This is a genomic window from Brenneria izbisi (assembly GCF_025840185.1).
GTDB classification, from domain to species: Bacteria; Pseudomonadota; Gammaproteobacteria; order Enterobacterales; family Enterobacteriaceae; genus Brenneria; species Brenneria izbisi.
Genome location: NZ_JAMPJU010000009.1, coordinates 100869 through 125636, shown reverse-complemented (window position 1 = coordinate 125636; position 24768 = coordinate 100869). Strand labels below are relative to the sequence as shown.

The 24768-nt window shown below is 53.4% G+C and carries 21 protein-coding genes and 1 CRISPR repeat array; of the genes, 10 read left to right on the top strand and 11 right to left on the bottom strand.

From position 1 onward, the window contains the following. Positions 1-33: 33 nt before the first annotated feature. Positions 34-1954: direct repeats of the CRISPR family, unit length 29 nt; unit sequence CGGTTTATCCCCGCGGACGCGGGGAACAC. Between the two features lie 84 nt (positions 1955-2038). From cas2e to casA, 7 genes are read right to left on the bottom strand one after another with little or no spacing between them, the layout of a single operon-like run. Next, positions 2039-2332: a type I-E CRISPR-associated endoribonuclease Cas2e gene (gene cas2e, locus NC856_RS12750; protein ID WP_264090808.1), complete on the bottom strand. Its 294-nt coding sequence runs from the start codon at positions 2330-2332 to the stop codon at positions 2039-2041. After that, positions 2333-3250: a type I-E CRISPR-associated endonuclease Cas1e gene (gene cas1e / locus NC856_RS12745; protein ID WP_264090807.1), complete on the bottom strand. Its 918-nt coding sequence runs from the start codon at positions 3248-3250 to the stop codon at positions 2333-2335. Between the two features lie 27 nt (positions 3251-3277). Then, on the bottom strand, positions 3278-3928 hold the full coding sequence (cas6e, locus tag NC856_RS12740; RefSeq protein WP_264090806.1) for a type I-E CRISPR-associated protein Cas6/Cse3/CasE: 651 nt from the start codon (positions 3926-3928) through the stop codon (positions 3278-3280). Next, the gene (gene cas5e, locus NC856_RS12735) at positions 3928-4662 is read right to left on the bottom strand and encodes a type I-E CRISPR-associated protein Cas5/CasD (protein ID WP_264090805.1); all 735 of its coding nucleotides are present in this window, start codon (positions 4660-4662) and stop codon (positions 3928-3930) included. The genes cas6e and cas5e overlap by 1 nt, the downstream gene beginning before the upstream one ends. 9 nt (positions 4663-4671) lie before the next feature. After that, positions 4672-5733 (bottom strand): type I-E CRISPR-associated protein Cas7/Cse4/CasC, encoded by a 1062-nt coding sequence (cas7e, locus tag NC856_RS12730; protein ID WP_264090804.1) that lies wholly within the window; start codon positions 5731-5733, stop codon positions 4672-4674. Between the two features lie 3 nt (positions 5734-5736). Further along, positions 5737-6375 carry a type I-E CRISPR-associated protein Cse2/CasB gene (casB, locus tag NC856_RS12725; protein ID WP_264090803.1) on the bottom strand — a complete coding sequence of 213 codons (639 nt, stop codon included), beginning with the start codon at positions 6373-6375 and terminating at the stop codon, positions 5737-5739. Beyond that, positions 6375-7913 carry a type I-E CRISPR-associated protein Cse1/CasA gene (gene casA, locus NC856_RS12720; protein ID WP_264090802.1) on the bottom strand — a complete coding sequence of 513 codons (1539 nt, stop codon included), beginning with the start codon at positions 7911-7913 and terminating at the stop codon, positions 6375-6377. Before casA ends, casB begins: the two co-directional genes overlap by 1 nt. 701 nt (positions 7914-8614) lie before the next feature. Here casA and NC856_RS12715 point away from each other — a divergent pair. Together NC856_RS12715 and NC856_RS12710 are read left to right on the top strand one after the other, a co-directional pair. Beyond that, positions 8615-8887, top strand: coding sequence for an AbrB/MazE/SpoVT family DNA-binding domain-containing protein (locus NC856_RS12715; RefSeq protein WP_264090801.1), 273 nt, complete (start codon positions 8615-8617; stop codon positions 8885-8887). Next, positions 8887-9252 carry a type II toxin-antitoxin system PemK/MazF family toxin gene (locus NC856_RS12710; protein ID WP_264090800.1) on the top strand — a complete coding sequence of 122 codons (366 nt, stop codon included), beginning with the start codon at positions 8887-8889 and terminating at the stop codon, positions 9250-9252. The genes NC856_RS12715 and NC856_RS12710 overlap by 1 nt, the downstream gene beginning before the upstream one ends. A 100-nt stretch (positions 9253-9352) precedes the next feature. On the opposite strand, the gene cas3 is transcribed toward NC856_RS12710, so the two are convergent. Both cas3 and NC856_RS12700 read right to left on the bottom strand, forming a co-directional pair. Continuing rightward, positions 9353-12076: a CRISPR-associated helicase Cas3' gene (cas3, locus tag NC856_RS12705; RefSeq protein ID WP_264090799.1), complete on the bottom strand. Its 2724-nt coding sequence runs from the start codon at positions 12074-12076 to the stop codon at positions 9353-9355. Between the two features lie 73 nt (positions 12077-12149). Then, positions 12150-12860, bottom strand: a complete 711-nt coding sequence (locus tag NC856_RS12700; protein ID WP_264090798.1) for a bactofilin family protein — start codon at positions 12858-12860, stop codon at positions 12150-12152. Positions 12861-13265: 405 nt separating this feature from the next. Between NC856_RS12700 and NC856_RS12695 the strand changes: the two genes are divergently transcribed. The 5 genes from NC856_RS12695 to NC856_RS12675 all read left to right on the top strand — a co-directional run bounded on the left by NC856_RS12695 (position 13266) and on the right by NC856_RS12675 (position 19861). Beyond that, positions 13266-14201, top strand: coding sequence for an aminoimidazole riboside kinase (locus NC856_RS12695; RefSeq protein ID WP_264090797.1), 936 nt, complete (start codon positions 13266-13268; stop codon positions 14199-14201). Positions 14202-14383: 182 nt separating this feature from the next. Then, positions 14384-15934, top strand: coding sequence for a carbohydrate porin (locus NC856_RS12690; RefSeq protein ID WP_264090796.1), 1551 nt, complete (start codon positions 14384-14386; stop codon positions 15932-15934). A 97-nt stretch (positions 15935-16031) separates the two neighbouring features. Further along, complete coding sequence (locus tag NC856_RS12685) at positions 16032-17402, top strand: sucrose-specific PTS transporter subunit IIBC (protein ID WP_264090795.1); 1371 nt, start codon at positions 16032-16034, stop codon at positions 17400-17402. Then, positions 17402-18811: a glycoside hydrolase family 32 protein gene (locus NC856_RS12680; protein ID WP_264090794.1), complete on the top strand. Its 1410-nt coding sequence runs from the start codon at positions 17402-17404 to the stop codon at positions 18809-18811. Before NC856_RS12685 ends, NC856_RS12680 begins: the two co-directional genes overlap by 1 nt. Positions 18812-18841: 30 nt before the next feature. Then, the gene (locus NC856_RS12675; RefSeq protein ID WP_264090793.1) at positions 18842-19861 is read left to right on the top strand and encodes a substrate-binding domain-containing protein; all 1020 of its coding nucleotides are present in this window, start codon (positions 18842-18844) and stop codon (positions 19859-19861) included. A gap of 57 nt (positions 19862-19918) precedes the next feature. Here the strand turns inward: NC856_RS12675 and exbD are convergent, their stop codons facing one another. Together exbD and exbB are read right to left on the bottom strand one after the other, a co-directional pair. Then, a complete protein-coding gene (gene exbD / locus NC856_RS12670; RefSeq protein WP_264090791.1) occupies positions 19919-20341 on the bottom strand; it encodes a TonB system transport protein ExbD in 423 nt (140 codons plus the stop codon). Between the two features lie 3 nt (positions 20342-20344). Further along, the gene (gene exbB, locus NC856_RS12665; RefSeq protein ID WP_264090790.1) at positions 20345-21367 is read right to left on the bottom strand and encodes a tol-pal system-associated acyl-CoA thioesterase; all 1023 of its coding nucleotides are present in this window, start codon (positions 21365-21367) and stop codon (positions 20345-20347) included. 343 nt (positions 21368-21710) lie between these two features. Between exbB and metC the strand changes: the two genes are divergently transcribed. From metC to dkgA, 3 genes are all read left to right on the top strand, one after another. Continuing rightward, positions 21711-22904: a cystathionine beta-lyase gene (metC, locus tag NC856_RS12660; protein ID WP_264090789.1), complete on the top strand. Its 1194-nt coding sequence runs from the start codon at positions 21711-21713 to the stop codon at positions 22902-22904. Between the two features lie 206 nt (positions 22905-23110). Next, on the top strand, positions 23111-23776 hold the full coding sequence (locus NC856_RS12655) for a DedA family protein (protein ID WP_264090788.1): 666 nt from the start codon (positions 23111-23113) through the stop codon (positions 23774-23776). Between the two features lie 173 nt (positions 23777-23949). Next, positions 23950-24768, top strand: a complete 819-nt coding sequence (dkgA, locus tag NC856_RS12650; RefSeq protein ID WP_264090787.1) for a 2,5-didehydrogluconate reductase DkgA — start codon at positions 23950-23952, stop codon at positions 24766-24768.

Sequence of the window (24768 nt, the reverse complement as noted above, 5' to 3'; positions counted from 1 at the left end):
ACATGCCGCTTAGTTGTAGAGAATCCCGCTGCATGGTTTATCCCCGCGGACGCGGGGAACACGCTGATTCATACGGAGATATTGGGTTCGATTACGGTTTATCCCCGCGGACGCGGGGAACACAATGTATTGCCGCCCGTTTACATCTACGGCCACGGTTTATCCCCGCGGACGCGGGGAACACAACGTTAACCACTACTCCGCCATTACTGCCGCCGGTTTATCCCCGCGGACGCGGGGAACACACGGCCACTAGTCCGATATTTCCCCGCTGCCGCGGTTTATCCCCGCGTCCGCGGGGAACACCGCAAAAAGTTAAGCGTTCCGAGTCCGACATTCGGTTTATCCCCGCGGACGCGGGGAACACTCTGGCGCGAATGGTTTTCCTGATCTCGTCGTCGGTTTATCCCCGCGGACGCGGGGAACACACGCGGGTTTCCGGCGACGGCGTAAGCGTGAGCGGTTTATCCCCGCGGACGCGGGGAACACAGTGGACACTACCGGATCGACACTGAAAATGTCGGTTTATCCCCGCGGACGCGGGGAACACGTTAATGTCACCGTTGAGCAGCGAATATTCCTCGGTTTATCCCCGCGGACGCGGGGAACACTTGCTGTTCGAGCAAATCGCCGACGCTAGCCCCGGTTTATCCCCGCGGACGCGGGGAACACGACAGTGCGTTAGCCACGATTTCGCCATGAACCGGTTTATCCCCGCGGACGCGGGGAACACGCAGCGTGTAGTCAATATCTCCGCCGCAAAATCGGTTTATCCCCGCGGACGCGGGGAACACCAGGCGGGAGTGGCATCCAGTGGGTGAAATAACGGTTTATCCCCGCGGACGCGGGGAACACGGTTATCGAGTCAACGCAAGAAAAGCTATAGCCGGTTTATCCCCGCGGACGCGGGGAACACAATCTGATTTACCGGGGAACCAAAAAGTATTTCGGTTTATCCCCGCGGACGCGGGGAACACGCTCATCAACGTTCCCCCATGCTTCCCAAATTCGGTTTATCCCCGCGGACGCGGGGAACACTCTGGCGCGAATGGTTTTCCTGATCTCGTCGTCGGTTTATCCCCGCGGACGCGGGGAACACATAGACAGTTTTACTATTCGACAGAGCTCGTTCGGTTTATCCCCGCGGACGCGGGGAACACCCGGTTAAACTCTTTTGCGTTCATCATCACACCGGTTTATCCCCGCGGACGCGGGGAACACAATGGACTATGCCGAAAATAATCCTGATGACTCGGTTTATCCCCGCGGACGCGGGGAACACGCGTGCGACTACAGGAACATCACGAAGGAACCCGGTTTATCCCCGCGGACGCGGGGAACACATTGATGCCACAGTATGAGGAATATGCCCTAACGGTTTATCCCCGCGGACGCGGGGAACACATCTTGAATTCAGCCATTGCCTGGCGCTGTTCCGGTTTATCCCCGCGGACGCGGGGAACACCGCAGCGCTTTGATTTTGCGGCGGAAAAGATGCGGTTTATCCCCGCGGACGCGGGGAACACCGATCGTGGGGCGTGAGCTACGAGGGGTATCCCGGTTTATCCCCGCGGACGCGGGGAACACGCTGCAAAACGAAATTCACCCCACGCAACACCCGGTTTATCCCCGCGGACGCGGGGAACACAAGAGTATCTGGCTACAGTCGGGGTATCGCTCCCGGTTTATCCCCGCGGACGCGGGGAACACCAATACCTATGGGTTATTTACCTACTGGTAATCGGTTTATCCCCGCGGACGCGGGGAACACCTACGCAGACTATGCGTGGATTTGGGAAGGTGCGGTTTATCCCCGCGGACGCGGGGAACACGTCATCAGTCTGAATCCCCATGCATCCATGACCGGTTTATCCCCGCGGACGCGGGGAACACTCATGCATATTGATCAAGAGGCCTACAAAATCCGGTTTATCCCCGCGGACGCGGGGAACACTCTAAAAATAGACTATTGTTTTATAAAGCGTTTTTCATAGTAATAAAATCTACCAATCTTTCCTGATTATTAAAGAACGTTAACTCATTGATTATCAATGGGTGAAAAGGACACTAACCGCAATCCTTCCAGATCCACCGGCATGCGACGATTTTCTCCCCAGGTTTGAAACTCGAACCCAGATTCAGTATTGGTCGCCCACGCCATCACGACATTACCTTGTTCGGTTAATTCAATAATCTGCTGCCAGATCATCTCTCTCACCCGCTGCGATGTATCACCGACATAAACACCCGCCCGTACCTCCAGCAGCCAAATCGCCAGACGCCCTCGCAAGCGCGGCGGAACATTTTCCGTTACCACCATCAGCATGCTCATTTAGCTATTTCCCCGATGTCCGCTGTCGCCAAACGGTTTTGGCTCCGGGATGGCTGGCGGCTGTGCATCATTCGGCGGCAACGGCGGTGTAATCCCCCCTGCCATGAGGATCTCTTCAATCAAAGGGATTAGTTTGCCAAGCGTTTTCTGGCTGCGAAAAATATCGCGACAGGCGAGACGAACTTCACGATCAGGTTCAGCAGGATTGCGTGCCGCAATCTCAAAAGCTTTGGGAACCACGCCGTCAAACTTGATGATATCGGCAATGTCATACACGAAAGAGAGCGGCTTGCCGCTGTGGACAAATCCGATAGCCGGTGCATAACCCGCCGCCAGTATCGCCGCTTCCGTAATTCCATACAGACACGCAGTGGCTGCGCTAATGCACTGATTAACTTTGTCGCCCCTCGCCCAGTCTTTCGGATCATAGCGCCGTCCATTCCACTTTACGCCGTACTGTTGCGCCAATAACGTGTATGTCTGCCGCACTCTGGCGCCTTCAATGCCTCTGAGTTGATCAACGGAACGTCGACTCGGCGCGGGTTCGCCAAATCGCAGTTCGAACATTTTTCGTACCACCTTCAATCGAAGTTCTTGATCCAGCGCCAGTTTTGCCTGATAGAGCAGTTTATCCGACCGCGCACCGCCAGGTTGTCCGGCTGCATATAGCCGCACGCCCGCCTCTCCGACCCAGACCAGCAACGTCCCCACCGTGGCGGCTAACCGCACCGCTGCGTGAGAAACACGCGTGCCCGGCTCCAGCATGATGCAAGCGACCGAACCAACGGGAATATGGGTGCGCACGCCGGTTTTATCCACCAGCACAAACGCGCCATCAATGACGTCAATCTGTCCATATTGCAGAAAAATCAATGAGACGCGATCTTTCAACGGGATCGGGTTCAAAGGAACATACATAACCCATCCTCCTTGTCATGGCGCGTGTCACGCCCGTTTCAACAACAACAGCCCGCACCCCAGCGCTTTGCTTTTCCCCAGCCCCTGCCGAATGGCCTCGGCAAACCGCTCGGCATCGGTGATGTTCAACACGCCATCATAATCCACGCTGCTGAAGATAATCGAAGAGGACTGACCGGGCTTGTTGAGACAATGGCGCTGATATCCGTCGACCCGACACGGCGATGCCATCGCAAAACCCGACTTTTCTCCTTGTCGCTGCAACCAGTCACGCGCCCGTTGCTGCTGGTGCTGCCAGAGCGCCGCCCCCTGCAATCCCGCCGCTTTTCCCTGCTGTCGGGCGTCCATCAGCACATCATTGCGCTTCCCGTCTCGCGTCACTACCGGGTTAGCCCGCAACGAAAACACCAGCGACATGCCGTTGCGCCACTGGGGTTGATAAGGTTTGGTTTCTATCCGAAACAGATTATGGTCAGATTGCGGCGGTTGCCCGGACAGCAGGTAGAACGCGCTTTCCGCCTCACACGCCTCTTCCCGGTACAGAAACTGGCGCTGTTGTTGCTCAGGAAAAAGTTGCCAAAGCCACTGATGACTGGCATAGCCGCCTGCATGCCGACGCTTCTCCGCCATGACGCGCGGTAAGGAGGAAAGCCGTAGCGTTACTCTGGAAAAATACATTATTCCTCTCCTTTCCAGTCACCGGCGTATTGCATACGGTAAGCGAATTGCCAGCGCCGACGGTCGGCTGGCTGATCATTGCGTGATATTCGCTGCGACGGCGTCAGCCCTGTGTCGATCGTCTGCTCCCAATAGCACAATCCATCAACATGATTAATGGCCAATAATGCCGGATCGTTGAGCGCCGGTTCACGGCTGGCCTGTCGCCAGACCTCGGCCAGCGAGCCAGAAAACAGATGGGGCGCAAGCGGCAGCGCGGGCGGACAACTTTTACGACCGAAATAGAGCGTAAATACCGGTGACAACAACGCCTCACGTAACGCGCTCAACGAGTAAGGCGCGCCGGGCGTGGCGCTGATAGCAATATGGTAATAGGCGTCACAGCGATACTCGCGCGAGGTCAGCATGGTTTCCAGCGATTGTCCCGCCTCCGGGCGCACTTCGTCGCGCCGGGTATGGCGCGGCATTTTGCGGTTTTCCTTCGGCATCTGTACTGTATGGTAATCATTCAGCCAGGTTTCACGCCCCGACAAGGGTCGCACCGCCATGTGGTAATGTTGGTTGAACGCGTGCAACGCGGTATGATCGTCACGCCGGATACCCAGCGCCGCCGCCAGCAGGCCCAGTAACGCCGACCGGCTGGGCACTGTGGCCGAATGACGCACCTCTCCGACCGCCGCTTCTCCCCATGACACCAGTGGGGCGTAGATCTGAAAGACCAGATAGTGATCCATATAGCTCTCCTACCGGCTGATAAAATCCAGTAATCCTTTCAGCGACCCGTTTTCCGTTTCTACATCCAGTTCATAAGACTGGCCGCTATTTTCCAGCGCATAAACATGATCGAATTTGGCCTTTTGCTTACGCAACAGATCAACAGCATCCTTTACCTGATCGTCGCTACGGACGGGTTTAAAGAACGCGACGGACAAAGTACGCGGCTGCCGGGTGCCTTTTTCCACTAATGCATAAGAAGCATACGCACGACTGGCGAAACTGTTTTGTTTACCGCCCGGCGAGACGGTCAGCGCCGTTTCCGCCAGTGCGCGCAGTGTAAGTTCCACCAACGCCTCATTGTTATTCAGGTTTTCCATCAGCAGATCGCGATTAATGCAAAGGTATTGATAAAATAGCGATGAGCCAAAGCTTTGTTCGCCCATATGCGCCGAACCGCTGTCTTCCGCCATATTCAGGTCATCCACCGCGGTAAAGAAGTCATCTTCGATCGTTACCGCGCTGACGCCCAGCGCATGCGCCACCTGACAGGCCGCTTCGACATTAAAAGCAGGTTGAGACGCCAGCATCCTGCCAAACAGCGCAATATCAACGCTGGTGACGTCTTTGCGCAGCAGCGCCAACTCTTCGCTGGTGGGTTCACGCGATTCTGCCGCCAGACGAACAATCAACTGGTCGATCTGCACCCTTTCCTGCACGCTGAGGTGCGCCAACTGCTCAATCTCATACTTCTCCAGCGGGTCCTTACTCTCCTTTTCTTCTTTTTTAAGTTTGCCGAACTGCGCGGCAATGCTCTGCGCCGCTTTATCCGCCAGCTTTTCGCTCAGCCCTGCCGCCGTGAGTTTGCCGTAGACTTCCCGTCCCAGACGACGGCTGCGGGTGCCGATGTATCCGCCGAGCGCATCCTCAAATACGTCGGAAGTGCGCCAGGCGCGTTTCAGGCTTTGTGAGGAGACGCGCAGACGCTCAACGCCGCCGATAATCGCGGTTTTCGGGCGCCCCGCATCATCACGGTTCAGATTGGAGGAAGGATAGGCGGTTAAGAAGTGAAGCTGAATAAAAGTCGTCATCGGTTATTCCTTGTCTGATGGTGCTACTGTGTGCGTTTGATCTTCTATTGCTGGATCCTGCGAGACCTGGGCATACTCACACGCCCAGCGCACCGCGTTACGGCGCAGCGGATGGATAGGCGCACGATTTTCCTGACGCGCCTGCCATTCATCAGCCCACAGAAAAATGCCGTCCGCCAGCGACGGTAAATTCACGCCGTCTTCGCCACGTATTTTCACGGCGCGCAATAGCTGGCGGTATAACGCTTCCGGCGTCGCCGCCCGTTGCAGCCGCTCAAAACGCAGCGGGGAAAGATAAGGACGATCGCTGCCTTTCGTTTTCATGCCAAGTTGCGCGGCAAAACTCCTTTTATCGCCGGGAGGCGACGCGGTATTTTTTGCCGCATGCGCCGCGACGGAAACAAAAATGGACAGCGCCAGAATGCGGGTTTCATTGGTCAATTGCCGGCTCAGCCGTGCCGCCAGATCGTGATATCCCTCATAGATCAATACGCCATAGGGTCCGTTGGCGCGACGCAGTTGCGCCCGTCGCGCACGACCGTTATACGCTGGGTTATGACGGTTTTGTAACTCCGCGAACCAGCGGTTAATCCGGTTTGCCTCATCGTTGTCGATCACCAGAAGATCAGCCGTATTCGCCATTAAAGTGCCTCCTGCGTTCCGCTCTGCATTTGAGTAATGTTCTGTGCCGCTTTTTGCTTATAGAAAAACGAGGTCAATTTTTTACGTATCTTTGCCGCCGCCACCAGATCGCGATGTTCATCCGGGTTGGTGAATACGCGGGCGTCGTAATTCGTCAACAGATAGCGATAAAGCGACTGCTGCCATCGCTTCAACGCCGCTGCGGACGTCTCGTTTTGCGCCAACGCCTGACAAAACCGTATGAAGGCAGGCTGCGTTTCCTGCCAGAAAGCGACGTCAATGGCGCTGAAATCGCCCTTTGCATCTTTTGGTCGTGAAAACCAGGCTTCCTTGATTGACTGGCGCAACAGCCCTACGCTGTCGCGCGCCAGTTCCACCGCCAGTTGCAATTCCTCCTGATGTCCACGCAGCGCATCATGCAATAGCGGAACGCGATGTTCATACCAACAACGGGCTTTCATGTTGTCCATGTCATAACCGAAGCACCACAAACCCGTTTTGCGCAACGCCTCCCGCCTTGCATTCTGTTGCACCACCGTCGCCGGGAACATTCGGTTAAGTTTATCCTCGCTCTTGATAATCAGACCAAGCCAGTCACGATACGCCAACCCGCCCGGCTGACCTTTGACCGACAAGAACGGCGCGGCGTCATCTTTCAGCGCTCGTCGATACGGCGTCAAAGGATGCCGCCAACTGTCATACTGGATGCCGTAATTTTTGGTGCGATAGTGAGTAAGCAGAGACATTGATTCATCGCCACACAGGTCGCACTCACCATGCTGTAAGGCGGTGAAATCCAGTTCAATGCGGCGCGGCATTCCCCAGTAAGCCTGTAACGGGTGAGCGTTTTCCGGCGTTGTCGACGGATGCGAACCGTCACTGGTCGGCGTGGCGGCCAGCCAGGGAAAAACGGATGCGTCAACGATACCCGGCGGAATGACTTCCTGCGTAACGACATTCATCCAGAGTTTTTTCCACAATGGCAGACCGCTATCCTCCGGCATTAACAGCGTGGTGATCGGTCCGCCGCCGCGCATCCCGGTGCGGTGCCCTTGTCCGCCGGACGGCGCATTGGTTTGCAGCGTAAACAACGCCATCGCCGCACAGTGCGGACACACCGCATTGACCGTGCCGCGTTTGATAAAGTGATCTTTATTCAGCTTGAGCGTATTGCCGCCGGGTGCATCAATCAATAAGCCGGCGATCGGCGCCGCGTCGCTGACAAGCGTATCGAAGTCTTGCATAAAAGCGGGCTTGCGCGGGCCACACCGCATCGCGGGCGCCAGTGAAATCAGCGCTCGCGGCCAGTCATCGCCGAGACCATCTTCCCAGATATCCTCCCACGCCTCGTCATCGGCAGGCGCATAGGCAGTTTGTAATAAACCGATAAGAAGCTGATAGGCCGCTCCCTGAAAATCGGCGCGCGGCCAGGCAAGATCGATAATGTCGTTGTCGGTCAATTGCTGTGGGGAAATCCTGTCAATCCGGCCATTCGCACGTACAGCAGGCAGCCATTGGCTTTCAATCAATGAAAACATCATTCCTCCTGAGTGTGCCGCCTCCGTGCGGCGATTTTTTCATTATACGTGACTACTACCCAATATTTTTTAGCTTATTCAACAAGCTATGCCAGAGAGACCGATCACGTTTCTGATTGATGGCCGACTCCAGCGGGGCAAGACACGACGGAGTTGGCACCGCATTGGATTGATAAATAGTGGTATTGATAACCTTGATAGACACAAACGACAGCATATAGGTGTTCCCTTCAGGGTGGTTTGATTTATACGAAACACGCTATTAAGATGAAAGGTGTCAACCGGTCCATTAAGCGCGTGTTCCGTGCCTATTGCCTGAACACTGCTTTTTGGACTGCCTTATCAGCTATGTGTTGGCAACAGCTTAATAATTTAAAAGACGTTTAAAAAACGTAAAGAGTATAATGTTGAATGCACCATATGAATTTTCTAATATGATAAACTTTATCTGGTAGTGTTCCCCGCGGACGCGGGGATAAACCGAGTATTCTGTTTAATGCTCCATACTTCCCCACGTCAGTGGGGATAAGCCGCACGGATGCGGCATCACTCGCAAAATCCGCCACAGTAAAAACTCTCTCCTTGCCTCGCTGCTATCTATAAGCCTGTAATAACGCCATGCTGAACGACTCACAGGCTAATTGACAGATAACTACAAAGTGCTACTTTGTTCCATAACGCAGCACGACAACGAGGTTAATATGTCAACAGTAAAAATTCGCCAGCAAGGTGGGGCGCTAATCGTCACTATTCCGCGTGATTATGGCAATGAACTGGGATGGGAAGTTGGAACAGAGATTACCATTGAACGCAATGGCGAAGGGATAAACCTGCAACCGGCTAAAAGAAAACCGCGTGGCAAATTCACGGTGGAAGAACTACTGACGCAAATTGATAGTGAAGAGATCGCAGCCCTTAACAAAGACATTAAGGCATTTACCGATGCTACACCGGTTGGCAAGGAATACTGGTAATGGTTGGAACGCGTATCCCCAAAAAAGGCGACATTTGGCATTTTAGTCCCGATCCCGTTTTAGGCCGGGAATTAAAAGGAGATCATTATTGCATCGTCATCACTGAAGAGGCATTGAATGTGGCGTTAGGTGTTGCCATTTGCTGCCCTATCTCAACCAAAGCTGAAGCTGCTCGTTCCGCTGGAGTGACAGTCGCGGTTACCCCAATGGATACGGATCGCGGTGATTTACGCGGTGTTGTCCTATGCCATCAGGCTCAGGCGGTCGATCTCATCGCCAGAGGCGCCACATTTGAAACGGTGGCGGAAGATGTGCTCACACAAGATGTTATTTTGAAATTGATCAACCTGATTGACCCACAATAAGCGCCTGTTACGAATAACATCACAGCATAGAGAACCTGATCTCATGTGTAATATCTTCAAAGCTAGTAACTGTCGGCTGTTCTCTTCCCTGTCAGGTATATCACCTAACCTGAATATTCAGCCCTACCGTTTTGCTGTAAAAGTCATCACTTCCCGTTTCACCCAGCAACAGCACCTCGGCGTAAGGCCGATGCAGTTGCTGGCGGAACCGTTCCAGCGCATCCCCTTCCAATACCGGCAGGGCTTTTTTATGTTTCAGCCACCAGCTTTCCCGTACTTTTAAGCGACTTTTTTCCCAGGCAAATTCTTCTGGCGGCGCGTAAGGCAAAGGCAAGCCGCTTCCTGTTTCCGGCATCCGGGCCAGATAAAGATCCCGTGGGGTTTCCCCTAATCGGGTGGAAATGTCCACCGCATCACTCCAGCCGGAAGCGCTGGATTTGCCACAATAGCCAGGCGCTAATGCCAGTGATGACTGTCCGGCAATCGATCGCTGGCCATATTGTTCCCCCAGCACCTTGTTGGCGATAGCCTCCAGCGCGACGGGTGCGGCGATCTGCTCTTCATACACACTGTTGATCAATGTCCTGGCATCTTCCGGCATTCTGATCACGCCACATTGACGCAGGATAGCCTGTGTGCGCCACAGCGACGCATGATCAGGATAAACATAACCGCTGTTGCGTAGTTCGCTGCCCAGCCAGTCGGCATCAGCCTGCGGTTGCCATTCCGGGGCGAAAATATGCAGTCTGGCGGCAGGACGCTCATCGATCAGCGGCAGGTTATCCGTTGCCGTTTTCCGGCGCCCGTCACGGCAGCGAATGTGCCGCTGCAACCGTCCGGCCCGCTGGATCAGCAAATCAATTGGCGCCAGATCGCTTATCATGTTATCCACATCAATATCCAGCGATTGTTCGACCACCTGCGTGGCAATCAATACCTTGCCTGCACGCTGCTTCGGCGTACTGTCTTTACCAAACCAGCTTAATGCCTGTTCTTCCACTGCCATGCGATCGCAGAAAGCAAAGCGGCTATGGAACAACAGCATATCATCCGCTGACACACCTTCCGCCACAAGCTGACGATAGAGAGTAATCGCGTCATCCACCGTGTTTCTGATCCAGCAGGCCGACTGACCGAGCGCCACCGCCTCTTTGATCACCTCAATCCCTTGCTCCCTTAGCGTCAGCCAGCCGACGCTCACTTCCCGTTTCACTTCCGAGCGTGTTGCCAGCGCCGTTTCCTGCAATCCTTCTCGGTTCACCTGCGTCAGCCACGGATAACTCGCGTCGGGATCGGGTTGCCATGATCCCGCGTCACATCCGATGCCGAGCAGGAAAGCCTGCGTTAGCCTGTCACGCAAACTCAGCGGCAAGGTCGCGCTCAGGATGATCACACTTCCGCCACCGCGGGCATGGAAACCAATCAGATGCTCAATGAGCTTGCTCATATAAGCATCATAGGCGTGGACTTCATCCAGAATAAGGATCTTATGCTGTAGCCCCAGTACGCGCAGCGACTGATGGCGAAACGGCATCACCGCCATCAGCGCCTGATCGAGCGTACCTACCCCGACATCCGCCAGCAGCGCTTTTTTGCGTGAATCGGCAAACCAGATGTTGCAATCTTCACTGGCGGCGCGCTCTTCCTTGTCGTACTGCGTCTGCCCCTGACTTTCACCGTCCCACAGAGATTGCCTAAAAGCGGACGACATATGGCGCGCGCCGTGCGCCAGCATCAGCGACGGCGGTAACTCCGGCTGATACAACGCCCGGTATGCCGCAGCAAGCCGTTGATACATGGCATTGGCTGTCGCCATGGTCGGTAAAGCGACATAAATGCCGCTGCCTTTCTGCTGCGCCATCAATCGATGCGCCAGGACCATTGCGGCTTCGGTTTTTCCCGCGCCGGTAACATCTTCCAGAATAAAAAGTTGTGGCCCGACAGCGGAAATAGTCACCTCCAGCGCCTGCTGTTGTAGCGGCGTCGGCTGCTGAATAAACGGAAATAACTGCTGGATATGTTGAAAAGCAGACGGAGAAGGCGTGCGCGGTAAATGTGATACCACTGTTGCCGCCGTCGGCAACGCATAATGTTGCCAATAATCGCTTAGCGGCATCGGGTCGCTGCGATAGTGAAAATCCTGTTGACGCGATCCAAGCCAGTCAGCAAGCACCGTCAGCCCGGCAAGCGCCCAGCTTTGTTGCTTAAGCGTCGCCTGCCAAACCTTATCAGAGAACAGAGTGGGGAAAGCGGATGAAAATGGAAATACATTTGCTAAATCAGAAAGATACTCACCTACTGCCAGATAATCATCCGGGTGGAAAGCAAGTTTTCCCTTAACGCCGCTCTCCGGCGGCTTGCCGTGGTGTCCGGTCACGATGTTCAGCCAGATATCCAGCGTTTTTTTCTCGTAACGAGAAATCTCACCAAAAGGAAAAATCCGTGGGATATCGTCCCGATATTGCCACAGCCAAAATCCTAATGAATCATGTCTGGCAGAAGCGGCCTGACCCGCATTTTTCACCAATGGCGAATCAGGATTGCTATATTTCTGTTGAAAACCGCGGGCAAATTTTCCGATATCATGCCACGCCAGAAAATAGGCAAACCACTGCGCGCCTGTTTCATCCGTCAATTTTAGTTCAGAGAACAGATTATTGGCCTGAAAATAATTATTTTTTACCAACCAATAACCACAGGCAGCCACATCAAGACAATGATAAGGCAATAAATGGTAATCATCCCCTGTCGCTATCTCAGAGGATTGACCAGCTTTGCCCCAATAACGAAAATAACGCTGGTTGGCCGCTTCTTGATTCGTCATTTATATTTACGCCCTGAATAATTAATCCCAATTCCCGTTTATCATGCTACGGAATAATCACCTTACCCCGCACCTACATATTATTCCCCGACAGCGCCATCAGGTTTTCCGGTTCAATAGGATTTTTATCGATTTTATCTTTTTTCTTTTCCACGTAAGTCAATTTTTCCTGTTGCGGTTTTTCAGGTTTTAACGGATTTGACTGACCGGTAAATATGCCGCCTTTTTCAATGGATAACTCATCGGAAAAGATATCGCCGATGACGACGCCCTGCGCTTGTATTGCAACTACGCTGGCGGAAATTCGGCCTTCGACATGGCCGTTGATAATAATCTGCCGTGATGTCATTTCACCTTTTACCTGGCCGCCATGCTCCACTTTGATGGTATTATCACATTGCACATCGCCTTCAATGTGACCTTCCACGGTAATATCGCCATCCACCGCCAGTTTCCCCTTCATCTGCGCGCCCTGAGAGATAAACGTATCCTTCTTTACACGCACAGGGCTTACTGAATTAACCAACTCCGCCGGGTTGTTTATTTCACTATTCTCTTGCGGCGCGGCTGCGGCCTTTTTGCTTTTATCAAATGAAAACATCCAATAACTCCTTTTTAAATTATAAAGAAACACCATCAGCCCACTTGCGCCGATGCCCAGAATAACAGTCAGTATTTGCTCGTAAGCCAGAATGGGTAAATCCAGGGGGATATCAATAAACCAGATAACAATCAATAACGCCCATATCGCCCATAAGCCCCATAACAGATTGTAATTACGCACGGTTATCATACCGCCCCGACAACAGCCTCAAAGGATGTTTTTCCAGACGGCACCACGTGGCGACGATGCAGATAGGGTGCGGAAGTTCGCTGAGTGTGCTGAATTCATTTCGAACCCGCCAAGAAGTGGTTTGGTTCATATCTCGCTCTTCTCCTTTGCGCCATAAATCCTGTCACAGATCGCACTATGCAACGCTGCGTTATTAGGTATCGGATAAAACGTTTTTTTATTTAGCCTGACATTATCGGTGATGGGCGTTGGATCGCACAAATTTTCAGCTTACATAATGAGCTAAAAAAGCGTTTCTTGTGCGCTCGCAAACATCTTACGTGAATGAAGTTGATTAGCTAAACCGATTCTTCTATGTTAGCAAACAGTTTCAATATCCTTTATAAGAGTAAACATATGGCACACAAAATTTGGGTGATGGGCGATGCCGTGGTCGATCTCATCCCGGAAGATTCAGAGCGTTATCTCAAATGTCCTGGTGGAGCGCCGGCCAACGTTGCCGTCGGCATCGCCAGACTGGGCGGCGGCAGCGCCTTTATTGGCCGGGTGGGTGACGATGTTTTTGGTCACTTCCTGCAAGACGTGCTACGCCGGGAAGGTGTTGATACTCAACACATGATTCGGGATAGCCGTCATCGCACCTCGACGGTGGTCGTCAGCCTGGATTGCGTTGGCGAACGTTCATTCACCTTCATGGTTCGCCCGAGCGCCGACTTGTTTTTGCAAACGGAGGATTTGCCCACTTTCCATCGTGGCGAATGGCTGCATCTGTGTTCGATCGCCTTGTCGCAGGAGCCTTCACGCAGCACCGCTTTCACGGCCATGCGACGCATCAAGGCCGCGCAGGGATGGGTGAGCTTCGATCCCAATATTCGCGAGGATTTGTGGAGTAGCGCGCAAGCCTTGCAGGACATGCTTTTTCAGGCATTGGCGCTGGCCGATGTGGTGAAATTATCTCGCGAGGAGTTGAGTTTCCTCAGCGCCACGGATGATCCCAAACAGGGTATCGCACAATTAATGCAACGTTTCCCTATTCAGTTGCTGCTCGTTACACTCGGTAGCGAAGGAGTATGGCTACACGATCGCCGACAACTTCAGCACTTCAGCGCCCCCTATGTCACCCCGATAGATACCACGGGGGCGGGCGATGCCTTCGTCGCCGGTCTGCTGCAAGGTCTTGCCGAATACAACGACTTATCGCAATGCGACTCATGGGATAGCGTGATCGAACAAGCGCAACGGTGCGGTGCGCTGGCCACCACCGCAAAAGGCGCCATGACCGCGCTTCCCTATGCGCAAGAGCTTGAGACCCTTTCCCTCGCCAAACGCTAATCCTCTATTTCAGGGCGGTTTATGGCTTGTTTTGTCGTCAAGATCACAGTTACAGAATCGGGTTGGTAAAATTCCTTGCTAACCCGATTGACGCCCTTTAATTTTCACGAAAAACCGGTTTAGCTATTTAGCAAAACTGTTTTCTGAAACAACAATAAAACTCCTTAAGAAGAGAATGCAATATGAAAAAAAGCCATCTTGCTGTAACAATAGGATTATTACTTTCATCTCCTTTTTATGTATCGGCGGCCAGTTCAGACAGCGTGGAGGCACGTCTGAATGCGCTCGAACAACGACTACAACAGGCGGAAGCCAGAGCCGCGGCAGCAGAAGCCCGTGCGGATGCAGCGGAAAAACAAACACAACAACTTGCTACCCGCACGACGCAAACCGAGCAGAAAACCCAGCAGGTTGAACAGCGCACCAGCGCGCTGGCCAGCCAGAAATCATTTGCCGATGGTTTCGAGTTCCACGGTTACGCCCGTTCAGGTTTATCAATTAATGATTCCGCCACCAGCGCCAAAACCGATATCGGGCCGGGCATGTCGCCCGCCGGTCAAACCGGCGGTTATGTTGGTCGTCTGGGCAACGAAGATGACACCTATGTCGAATTGAAGCTGGAGCACAAACAGAAGCTGGATAACGGCGCCACCACCCGCTTTAAAGTCATGATGGCCGACGGTCAACGTAGCTATAACGACTGGACGGGCGATGAAAGCGATCTCAATATCCGCGAGGCGTTTGTCGAACTGGGCTCGCTGCCGAGCTTCACCGGTGCGTTAAAAGACACCACGCTGTGGGCGGGTAAACGTTTTGACCGCGACAACTTTGATATTCACTGGCTGGACAGCGACGTAATCTTTCTGGCCGGCACCGGCGGCGGGATCTATGACGTGAAATGGGCGGACAACTTCAAGAGCAACTTCTCCTTGTATGGCCGCAGCCTGGGTGAAATCACCGCGCTGGATAACGACGTCAAAAACTACGTCTTTACCGCCAACAACTATGTCGGGCCGTTCCAGTTTATGCTGAGCGGGTTAAAAGCAAAGAATAACGACGTAAAAGAAAACACCGGTTCGAACCGGGACAACACTTTCGTCACTAACACCAACGCGGGCGACAAAGGTTATCACGCCATGGTCGCCTATCATGGCGACAGCTTCTATGGACTGCGTGAAGGTTCGTCTAAAGTCGCGGTACTCTATGGTCGCGGGCTGGGCGCGGAAGTTAAAAATATCGGTTCGGACGGCAACCTGACGGATGACGCCAACACCTGGCGTCTGGCAACCTACGGCACCACGCCGATCAGCAAAAACTGGAGCTTTGCCCCGTCGATTTTGGCGCAAACCAGTTCTGACCGTTATGTCGATGGCGACAGTTACAAATGGATCACCTTCAATGCGCGCCTGATTCAGGAAATCACTGAAAACTTTGCTCTGGCCTATGAAGGCAGCTATCAGTACATGGATCTCGATCCCAAAGGCTACACCACATCAAGCGCGGGCCGGTTGAACAGCGTCAGCGGCGGTTTCTATAAGCTGACCTTTGCGCCGACCTTTAAAGTGGGTGATATCGGCAATTTCTTCAGCCGTCCCGAACTACGTGTCTTTGCCAGCTATATGGACTGGGATAAGCGCCTGGATAACTACTCCAGCGAAGACACCTTCGGTTCGACCGGCTTTAAAGCCGGCGGCGAATGGAATTTTGGCGTCCAAATGGAAACCTGGTTCTGATAGGGAGGTAGCACCAATCCCGGTTATCGAAATCGATAACCGGCGCTAATGATATAGCATATCCTATAAATAAAAGAGGAATAAAAAGAGGAATAAAATGGATATTAACACTACAGCAAATGCTCTTATCCCCCTTCTTGGCGGGAAAGAAAATATCGCCAGCGCCGCCCACTGTGCAACACGTCTGCGTCTGGTGCTGACTGACGATAGTCTGGCCGATAAAAAAGCGATTGAAGCGGTCGACGGGGTGAAAGGCTGCTTTCAAAACGCCGGACAGATTCAGATTATCTTTGGTTCAGGACTGGTCAACAAAGTTTATGCCGAGTTCATCAAGGCCGCAGGCATCAGCGAATCCAGCAAGTCTGAGGCAGCGTCTCTGGCAGCCCGGAAACTGAACCCGGCGCAACGCCTGGCGCGCCTGCTGTCAAACATCTTTGTGCCGATTATGCCGGCGATTATCGCCTCCGGTCTGTTGATGGGGCTGCTCGGCATGTGCAAAACCTACGGTTGGGTTGATGCCAGCAGCGCGGTTTTCATTATGCTGGATATGTTCAGCTCCGCCGCCTTCATTATCCTGCCAATCCTCATCGGTTTTACCGCCGCACGGGAGTTCGGTGGTAACCCGTATCTGGGCGCCACGCTGGGCGGTATCCTGACTCATCCGGCGCTCACCAATGCCTGGGGCATAGCCAGCGGCTTCCAGACCATGAATTTTTTCGGTCTGGAAATCGCCATGATCGGTTATCAGGGTACGGTATTCCCGGTACTACTGGCCGTGTGGTTTATGAGTATCCTGGAAAAACGTTTACACAAAATGGTGCCCGATACGCTGGATATTATCGTCACCCCGTTCCTGACCGTCATTATTTCCGGCTTTGTGGCATTACTGATCATCGGCCCGGCGGGGCGTATGCTCGGCGATGGCATCGCGATGGTGCTGAGTACGTTGATCACCCATGCCGGATGGCTGGCCGGCTTGCTGTTTGGCGGTCTCTACTCGATGATCGTTATCACTGGCGTTCACCACAGTTTCCATGCAATCGAAGCCAGCTTGCTTGGGAATCCGGCCATCGGCGTCAATTTCCTGCTGCCCATCTGGGCGATGTCGAATGTGGCGCAAGGCGGCGCGTGTCTGGCGGTGTATTTCAAAACACGTGATGCCAAAATCAAAGCCATCGCCGTCCCTGCGGGTCTTTCCTGCCTGTTGGGGATCACGGAGGCGGCAATATTCGGTATAAATCTGCGCTTCATCAAAGCATTCCTGTCAGGATTGGCGGGCGGCGCGCTCGGCGGCGCATGGGTGGTCTTCAGTCACGTCAACATGACGGCGGTGGGACTGACCGGCTTCCCTGGGCTGGCAATCGTACAGGCAGGTTCTATGCTGAATTACCTGATCGGTATGCTGATCGCCTTTAGCGCGGCATTTATCATCTCACTGCTACTGAAATATAAAACGGATAGTGAATAATGAAGGAAGTCCACTTATTAAAACGCATGGCGCATGCCCTGATGTCGGGTTGTAACCAGACGCATGATGATCCTTATCGTCCGGCATGGCACCTGTCGCCGACGGTGGGGCTGCTTAACGATCCAAATGGATTTATCCATCACAACGGGCGTTACCATCTGTTTTATCAGTGGAATCCTTTAGCCTGTGCCCACGGAGCAAAATTCTGGGGGCACTGGAGCGCCACCGATTTGGTGCATTGGAAACACGAACCTGTCGCCCTGGTTCCCAGTGAAAGCTACGAAACCCACGGTTGCTATTCAGGCTCCGCCGTGGTGGATAACAATACCATCACGCTGATTTACACCGGCAACGTCAAATACGACGACGGTTCACGTACCGCGTTCCAATGCATCGCCCGTGAAAATAGCAGGGGCGAATACGACAAACTGGGACCGATACTCACGCTGCCCGAAGGTTATACCGGTCATGTACGCGATCCGAAAGTCTGGAAGCACGATGAGCGCTGGTACATGGTATTGGGCGCGCAGGATAAAGCGCTGCAAGGGAAAGTCCTGCTTTACCGCTCCGACGATCTGCTCGACTGGACACAAATCGCCGAAATCGCAGGCTCCCGCCTCGGCGGGCTGGGCGATTTTGGCTACATGTGGGAATGCCCGGACTTATTCCCGCTCGACGGGCGGGAAATCCTCGTTTGCTGTCCTCAGGGGCTGGCGCCGGAAGAAGAACGCTATCTGAATACCTTTCAGGCTGGCTACTTCGTTGGCGATCTGGATTATCAGCGCGGTCAGTACCAACATCAAGGTTTTCACGAACTGGATCTTGGCTTTGAATTTTATGCCCCGCAAACGACGAAAAGCGAAGATGGCCGACGCTTGATGTTTGCCTGGATGTCGATCCCTGATGAGAACGAGTTTTTCGAACCAACGATAGCGCATGGCTGGATCCACACCATGACCTGTCCGCGTGAACTGACGCTCCGTGGCGACACGTTGTTCCAACAACCGGCGCGTGAACTGAAACAGTTGCGCACACAGCATTACACCTGGAACGGCGCGGCGAATTACGCCCCTGCGCTTCCTATTCACAGCGCAGAACTTTTGCTGGCGGTACAAGGCGAATTCCAGTTGGATTTCGCTTCTCTGCTGGTACTTTGCTGGGATGGCGAACGGCTGACGTTAAGTCGTCGCAATCTGCGCACCGGGGAGCCGGAACATCGTTACTGGCGGGGAGAACTGAATCAATTGCAGATCCTGTGCGATCGTTCCAGCATTGAAATTTTTATCAATGACGGCGCGGCGGCGATGTCTGCCCGTTATTTCCCGGATAATAATGCGATGCTTTCCTTCAGCGGCTCCGGACGACTGACGCTGCAACACTGGCTGTTAGCGTCATGCGTGATAGAATAGTGTTACTTTTTTCTGACAGCAGATCCCGTGGTGAAACAGACTAAACGCGTAACAATCAGTGACATCGCCAGGCTTGCAGGCGTATCAAAATCCACCACCAGTCTGGTGCTGAATGGCCGCAGCAAAGAGTTTCGCGTTTCTGATACAACCCGCGATCGTATTCTGGCGGTCGCCCAAGAGCAACGTTATCAACCCAGCATTCATGCCCGTTCATTGCGTTCCTCCCGCAGCCATACGCTGGGGCTGGTGGTGCCGCAAATGACCAACTACGGCTTTGCCGTTATCTCGCGTGAACTGGAAATGTTGTGTCGCGAAGCGGGGCTACAGTTGCTGATCGCCTGTACGGATGAAAATGCCAGTCAGGAAATGATGGCCGTCAACAGCCTGATACAACGTCAGGTCGATGGTTTGATCGTTGCTTCCAGCATGCTCAGCGATCACGAATACCAGAAAATCAATCAACAGTTGCCGGTGGTGCAATTTGACCGGGTAATTGGCGACTCCACACTGCCGCTGGTTATTTCCGAAGCGGTGGAATCAACGGCGGAATTGGTGGAACGTATCGCCCGTCAGCATCAGGAAGAATTCTATTTCATTGGCGGCCAGGCGCGCATTTCCCCTACTCGCGACCGGCTGGCCGGGTTTCAGTTGGGGTTGCAACGCGCAGGGCTGGAATGTCGACCTGAATGGATCATTCATGGCAGTTACCACCCCAGTTCCGGTTATGAAATGTTTGCCCAGCTATGCGCCACGCTGGGCCGTCCGCCCAAGGCGTTGTTTGTTGCGGCCTGTGGCCTGCTGGAAGGGGTATTGCGTTACCTGAATCAGCACAACCTGATGGAAAGCGATATCCGGCTGTGCAGCTTTGACGATCATTATCTGTTTGATTGTTTACCGATGAAGATTGATACCATCGCTCAGGATAGTGAGGCGCTGGCAAGAAACAGCTTTGACATGATTACGCGCTTAATCGACCAGCAACCGCTGGGGGAAGACAAACGCTATATATCGACGCGTATACACTGGCGGCATCCTGATTCACGTCAGTAAATCAAGCGCCGCCAGCGCTGTACATCAACTTATGTACATTCAATTATGTACATTCAACTATTTAGCGGCGGATTCTGCGCCAACCAATCCAACTTTGAGATAACCGGCTTTGCGCAGCGTATCCATGACGCTCATCATGGTTTCATAATCCACGCTTTTATCTGCCTGAAAGAAGATAGTGGTTTCTTTATTGGCGCTGGTTTTGGCATCCAACGCCTGGGCCAGCGACTGCTCATTGACCGCGTCGTCGCCCACATAGAGTTGCTTGTCCGCTTTCACCGTCAGGTAAACCGGTTTTTCCGGGCGAGGCTGCGGCGCGGCAGAAGAAGCTGGCAGGTCGATGCGAATATCCACCGTCGCCAGCGGCGCCGCCACCATAAAGATGATTAGCAACACCAACATGACATCGATAAACGGCGTCACGTTGATGTCATGCATCTCGCCATTTTCACTCACATCATCATTCAAATGCATGGCCATGGCTTATCCCACCCGCAGTTTATGCGCCGATGGCGCCATCCGGTTGTCATTGCTGGCGGCAACATCCAAATCGCGGCTCAATAGCAGCAGCACCTGCGCGGCAGCATCTCCTACCTGCGCTTTATAGCCGGTGATCCAACGAGCGAAGACATTATAAATCACCACCGCAGGGATCGCCGCCACCAAACCAATCGCCGTCGCCAGCAAAGCTTCGGCGATACCCGGCGCAACTACCGCCAGATTGGTGGTCTGCGTCTGCGCGATACCGATGAAGCTATTCATGATGCCCCATACCGTACCAAACAGCCCGACAAACGGCGCCACCGCGCCGACCGTCGCCAGATAGCCATTGCCCCGGCCCATATGACGCCCAGTCGCCGCAACGCGACGTTCCAGACGGAACGCGGTACGTTCCTTAATACCATTGTTATCATCAGAACGGGCTGACAGTTCCATCTCATTCTGCGCATCCATCAGCAGTTGCTGCGTAACGCTGCCCGCTTTGAAAGTTTCTGCGGTTTCCGCCGCATCATCAAGTGTTCTGGCCTGCTCCAATGCCTGAAATTCACGACGCAGGCGACGTCTGGCGCCAGTTATCTCAACCGTTTTGCTGAAGAAAATCGCCCAGGTGACAACGGATGCCAGCAGCAGGCCGATCATCACCGTTTTCACGACGGCATCAGCATGCTGATACATTCCCCAGACAGACAAATCCGTTTTCATCAGATTGTCGGTGCCGGGCGCGGCATTCGCAGGAAGGGAAAGCGATGAAGCGGGAACAGGCGCCGATGCCTCCGGCTGCGTCATTTCCGGGGCCGTTATTGCCGGGGCTGTCTGCGAGGCAGCCGCGCCTGCGTTATCGCCAGAAAGCGGCGTTGTCGCCGGGGCCGCAAACGCATTTCCACTTAGCCCGACGCTAACCAGCAGGATAATCAGCACGCTACGGGAAAATGCGCTGAACGCGCCACGTTTTTTTTGCCAGGCTGACGACGCCTGTTGAGTAATGTTACTGACAGCCGTATTCACGCTGTGCCTCCACCGTTAATTCAGTACTGTTTGCGACGCAAGAAATCAGCCTGAAATAATATCAGACCTTGAGTTAATTGATAGTTGTTCTCATTATTATTTACACTCAAAAAGATGCTGTTTGTCGTCTCACCTCGTGCGGATAGCGGCATCACAAACCAATAAGTTATAAAAAATAGGTTTAGTATGAATTTTTTCCATACTGAAACGCCCATCCACGCATCGTCCAAGGCGTGATAACGTAGAAAGTCTGCAATAACAGAGAGGATTCCGTTAACATTCGGTCATACAGGCGTTTTCAATAACCCGGCGAGACTTGAACAGAGAAAAGGTGATATTGGTTATGACAAGCAAAAAAACGGCAACGGCACTAGTCGCCGCAGGACGCAGCAAAAAATTCACGCAAGGTTCTGTAAATCCCATTGTCCAACGCGCTTCCTCTCTGGTATTTGATACCGTCCAGGATAAAAAACACGCCACTATCAACCGAGCGAAAGGCGCACTGTTTTATGGCCGGCGCGGTACGCTGACCCACTTTTCCTTGCAGGAAGCCATGACCGAACTGGAAGGCGGCGCTGGTTGCGTACTCTATCCCTGCGGCGCGGCGGCGATCGCCAACACCATACTTTCCTTTGTATCGACCGGCGATCATGTACTGGTAACCGGTTCCGCCTATGAGCCGACCCAGGATTTTTGCAACACCGTTCTCAGTAAGATGAATATCGGTACGACCTATTTCGATCCCATGATTGGGGCCGGTATCAGCGCGCTGGTTGAGGAAAACACCACGGTCGTGTTCCTGGAGTCGCCGGGCTCCATCACCATGGAAGTGCATGATGTCCCGGCGATTGTGCAGGCGGTGCGGCGCATCAATCCAGAAATCGTCATCATTATGGATAATACCTGGGCGGCGGGCATCCTGTTCAAGGCGTTGGCGTTTGATATCGATATCTCCGTGCAGTCCGGCACTAAGTACATTGTCGGTCATTCCGATGCCATGCTGGGGACAGCGGTCGCCAACGAGCGTTGCCTGGAGCAGTTACGTGAGCACTCCTATCTGATGGGACAAATGGTTGATGCCGACACCGCCTATCTCGCCAGCCGCGGTCTGCGAACGCTGGGCGTGCGTTTGAAACAGCATCAGGAAAGCAGTATTCGCATCGCCAAATGGCTGGCGGCGCGTCCTGAAGTCGCCGTCGTTAATCATCCGGCCCTGCCTGAATGTAAAGGCCATGCATTCTATGCGCGCGATTTTTCAGGCTGCAACGGTCTGTTCTCCTTCGTTCTGAAAGCGCATCTGAGCAAAGAACAACTGGCGAACTATCTGGACCATTTCGAGCACTTCAGCATGGCGTATTCATGGGGCGGATTTGAATCGTTGATTCTGGCTAATCAGCCTGAAGACCTGGCCGCCATCCGTCCGGTTGCCGGCGTTGATTTTACCGGTACGCTGATTCGGTTACATATCGGGCTTGAAGATAGTGACGATCTGATTGACGATCTGGCCGCGGGCTTTGACAGAATTCAGGAAGTGTGACGTCCATAGGCCCGCCGTTCCTTGATTTCTCTGCATCGGCGCAGGTAAAAGGTGTATGATGGTGAGCGATAAACGCTTACTAAAAATTATTTTATCTTAACCGGAACGTAGCGTTTAGCCCGGTGTTTATCTTTGCGACAGGCTGCGGGCGCTTTGCCCTGTTTCTTTCTGTTTTTTAGGGCTTCAGTCATCTGGCAGGACGTAATATGAGTGTGGTTCACGACATTATTCAGGCGCTATGGCAGCAGGATTTCAGCGCGCTGGGCGACCCCAAAGTCATATGGGTGATTTACGGTATTTTGTTTACCACCCTGTTTCTGGAAAATGGCTTGCTGCCTGCCTCTTTTCTGCCCGGCGACAGCCTGCTGTTGCTGACAGGCGCCATGATTGCCAAAGGCGTGATGAGTTTTCTCCCCACCATGATTTTGCTGACCGTGGCTGCCAGCCTCGGTTGCTGGTTCAGTTATCTGCAAGGACGTTGGCTGGGCGATACCCGGCTGGTAAAAAGCTGGTTGTTGCAGTTACCCGCGCACTATCACCAGCGGGCCTACCGGCTTTTTTATCGTCACGGCCTGGTCGCCTTACTGATCGGTCGTTTTCTGGCATTTGTCCGCACGCTGTTACCAACGATAGCGGGGATTTCCGGGCTGAATAACGCCCGTTTTCAGATATTTAACTGGCTTAGCGGTTTCCTCTGGGTCGGCGGCATCGTGTCATTGGGTTACGCCATGAGCCATATTCCACTGGTCAAACGCTATGAAGATCAGGTAATGACCGGGCTTATCATTCTCCCCATCATTCTGTTGCTGTGCGGATTAATCGGCATGGTGGCGGTTGTGTGGCGCAAACGTCTGACACGCTGTCGGCATTGATTCACAACCCTGCCCGCGTTACCGAAAACCTTAGACGTATTTTTCGACTAGAATGAAACGACATGCCCGTTCTTACCGGGAGATCGCTATCGAGTCGTCTCATCAGCGGGCTGTGCCACCCTCCGCTAAACACCAACTATTATATTGATTAACGGTCGAAAAAGGAGAATGACATGACGCAACCCAAGATTAAGCTGGCTGACGGCAATATTATGCCGCAGCTGGGTCTCGGCGTCTGGCGGGCAAGTAATACAGAAACGGTCACCGCCGTGACCGAAGCTCTGAACATCGGCTATCGCGCCATTGACACTGCGGCAATTTATAAAAACGAAGAAGGTGTCGGTCAGGCATTACACGAGGCGCAAGTCGCGCGCGAAGCGCTATTCATCACCACCAAACTCTGGAACAGCGATCACACCGATCCACAGCGCGCACTGGAAGAGAGCCTGAGAAAACTGCAACTGGATTACGTGGATTTGTACCTGATTCACTGGCCGTTGCCGCATCAGGACACCTATGTCAATGCCTGGCGCGGGCTGATTCAACTTCAGGAGCAGGGGCTGACCAAAAGTATTGGCGTCAGCAACTTCCATAGCCACCATTTGCAACGGCTGAAAGAGGAAACCGGCATCCAGCCCGTTATTAACCAGATCGAACTGCACCCGCTGTTACAACAGCGTCCACTGCATATCTGGAACGTAAACCACCATATTCAAACCGAATCCTGGAGTCCGCTGGCCCAAGGCGGTGAAGGTATCTTCGATCAACCCATCATCCGCAAACTGGCGACGAAATACGATAAAACGCCAGCGCAGATCGTCATCCGCTGGCATCTGGATAACGGGCTGGTGGTGATTCCCAAATCGGTTACGCCTTCACGCATTCGAGAAAATTTTGACGTGTTCGATTTCAAGCTGGATAAAGATGAACTCGCCGAAATCGCAAAACTGGACAGCGGCAAGCGTCTCGGCCCCGATCCTGACGCGCCCTGA

Excerpts from the sequence above, each read along its gene's own strand:
- cas6e (WP_264090806.1), bottom strand. The coding sequence starts at position 3,928 with ATGTATTTTTCCAGAGTAACGCTACGGCTTTCCTCCTTACCGCGCGTC.
- casA (WP_264090802.1), bottom strand. The coding sequence starts at position 7,913 with ATGTTTTCATTGATTGAAAGCCAATGGCTGCCTGCTGTACGTGCGAAT.
- cas5e (WP_264090805.1), bottom strand. The coding sequence starts at position 4,662 with ATGGATCACTATCTGGTCTTTCAGATCTACGCCCCACTGGTGTCATGG.
- cas1e (WP_264090807.1), bottom strand. The coding sequence starts at position 3,250 with ATGTATGTTCCTTTGAACCCGATCCCGTTGAAAGATCGCGTCTCATTG.
- casB (WP_264090803.1), bottom strand. The coding sequence starts at position 6,375 with ATGGCGAATACGGCTGATCTTCTGGTGATCGACAACGATGAGGCAAAC.
- exbD (WP_264090791.1), bottom strand. The coding sequence starts at position 20,341 with ATGGCCATGCATTTGAATGATGATGTGAGTGAAAATGGCGAGATGCAT.
- cas2e (WP_264090808.1), bottom strand. The coding sequence starts at position 2,332 with ATGAGCATGCTGATGGTGGTAACGGAAAATGTTCCGCCGCGCTTGCGA.
- NC856_RS12695 (WP_264090797.1), top strand. The coding sequence starts at position 13,266 with ATGGCACACAAAATTTGGGTGATGGGCGATGCCGTGGTCGATCTCATC.
- metC (WP_264090789.1), top strand. The coding sequence starts at position 21,711 with ATGACAAGCAAAAAAACGGCAACGGCACTAGTCGCCGCAGGACGCAGC.
- NC856_RS12685 (WP_264090795.1), top strand. The coding sequence starts at position 16,032 with ATGGATATTAACACTACAGCAAATGCTCTTATCCCCCTTCTTGGCGGG.
- cas7e (WP_264090804.1), bottom strand. The coding sequence starts at position 5,733 with ATGACGACTTTTATTCAGCTTCACTTCTTAACCGCCTATCCTTCCTCC.
- dkgA (WP_264090787.1), top strand. The coding sequence starts at position 23,950 with ATGACGCAACCCAAGATTAAGCTGGCTGACGGCAATATTATGCCGCAG.
- NC856_RS12715 (WP_264090801.1), top strand. The coding sequence starts at position 8,615 with ATGTCAACAGTAAAAATTCGCCAGCAAGGTGGGGCGCTAATCGTCACT.
- cas3 (WP_264090799.1), bottom strand. The coding sequence starts at position 12,076 with ATGACGAATCAAGAAGCGGCCAACCAGCGTTATTTTCGTTATTGGGGC.
- NC856_RS12690 (WP_264090796.1), top strand. The coding sequence starts at position 14,384 with ATGAAAAAAAGCCATCTTGCTGTAACAATAGGATTATTACTTTCATCT.
- NC856_RS12710 (WP_264090800.1), top strand. The coding sequence starts at position 8,887 with ATGGTTGGAACGCGTATCCCCAAAAAAGGCGACATTTGGCATTTTAGT.
- NC856_RS12680 (WP_264090794.1), top strand. The coding sequence starts at position 17,402 with ATGAAGGAAGTCCACTTATTAAAACGCATGGCGCATGCCCTGATGTCG.
- NC856_RS12655 (WP_264090788.1), top strand. The coding sequence starts at position 23,111 with ATGAGTGTGGTTCACGACATTATTCAGGCGCTATGGCAGCAGGATTTC.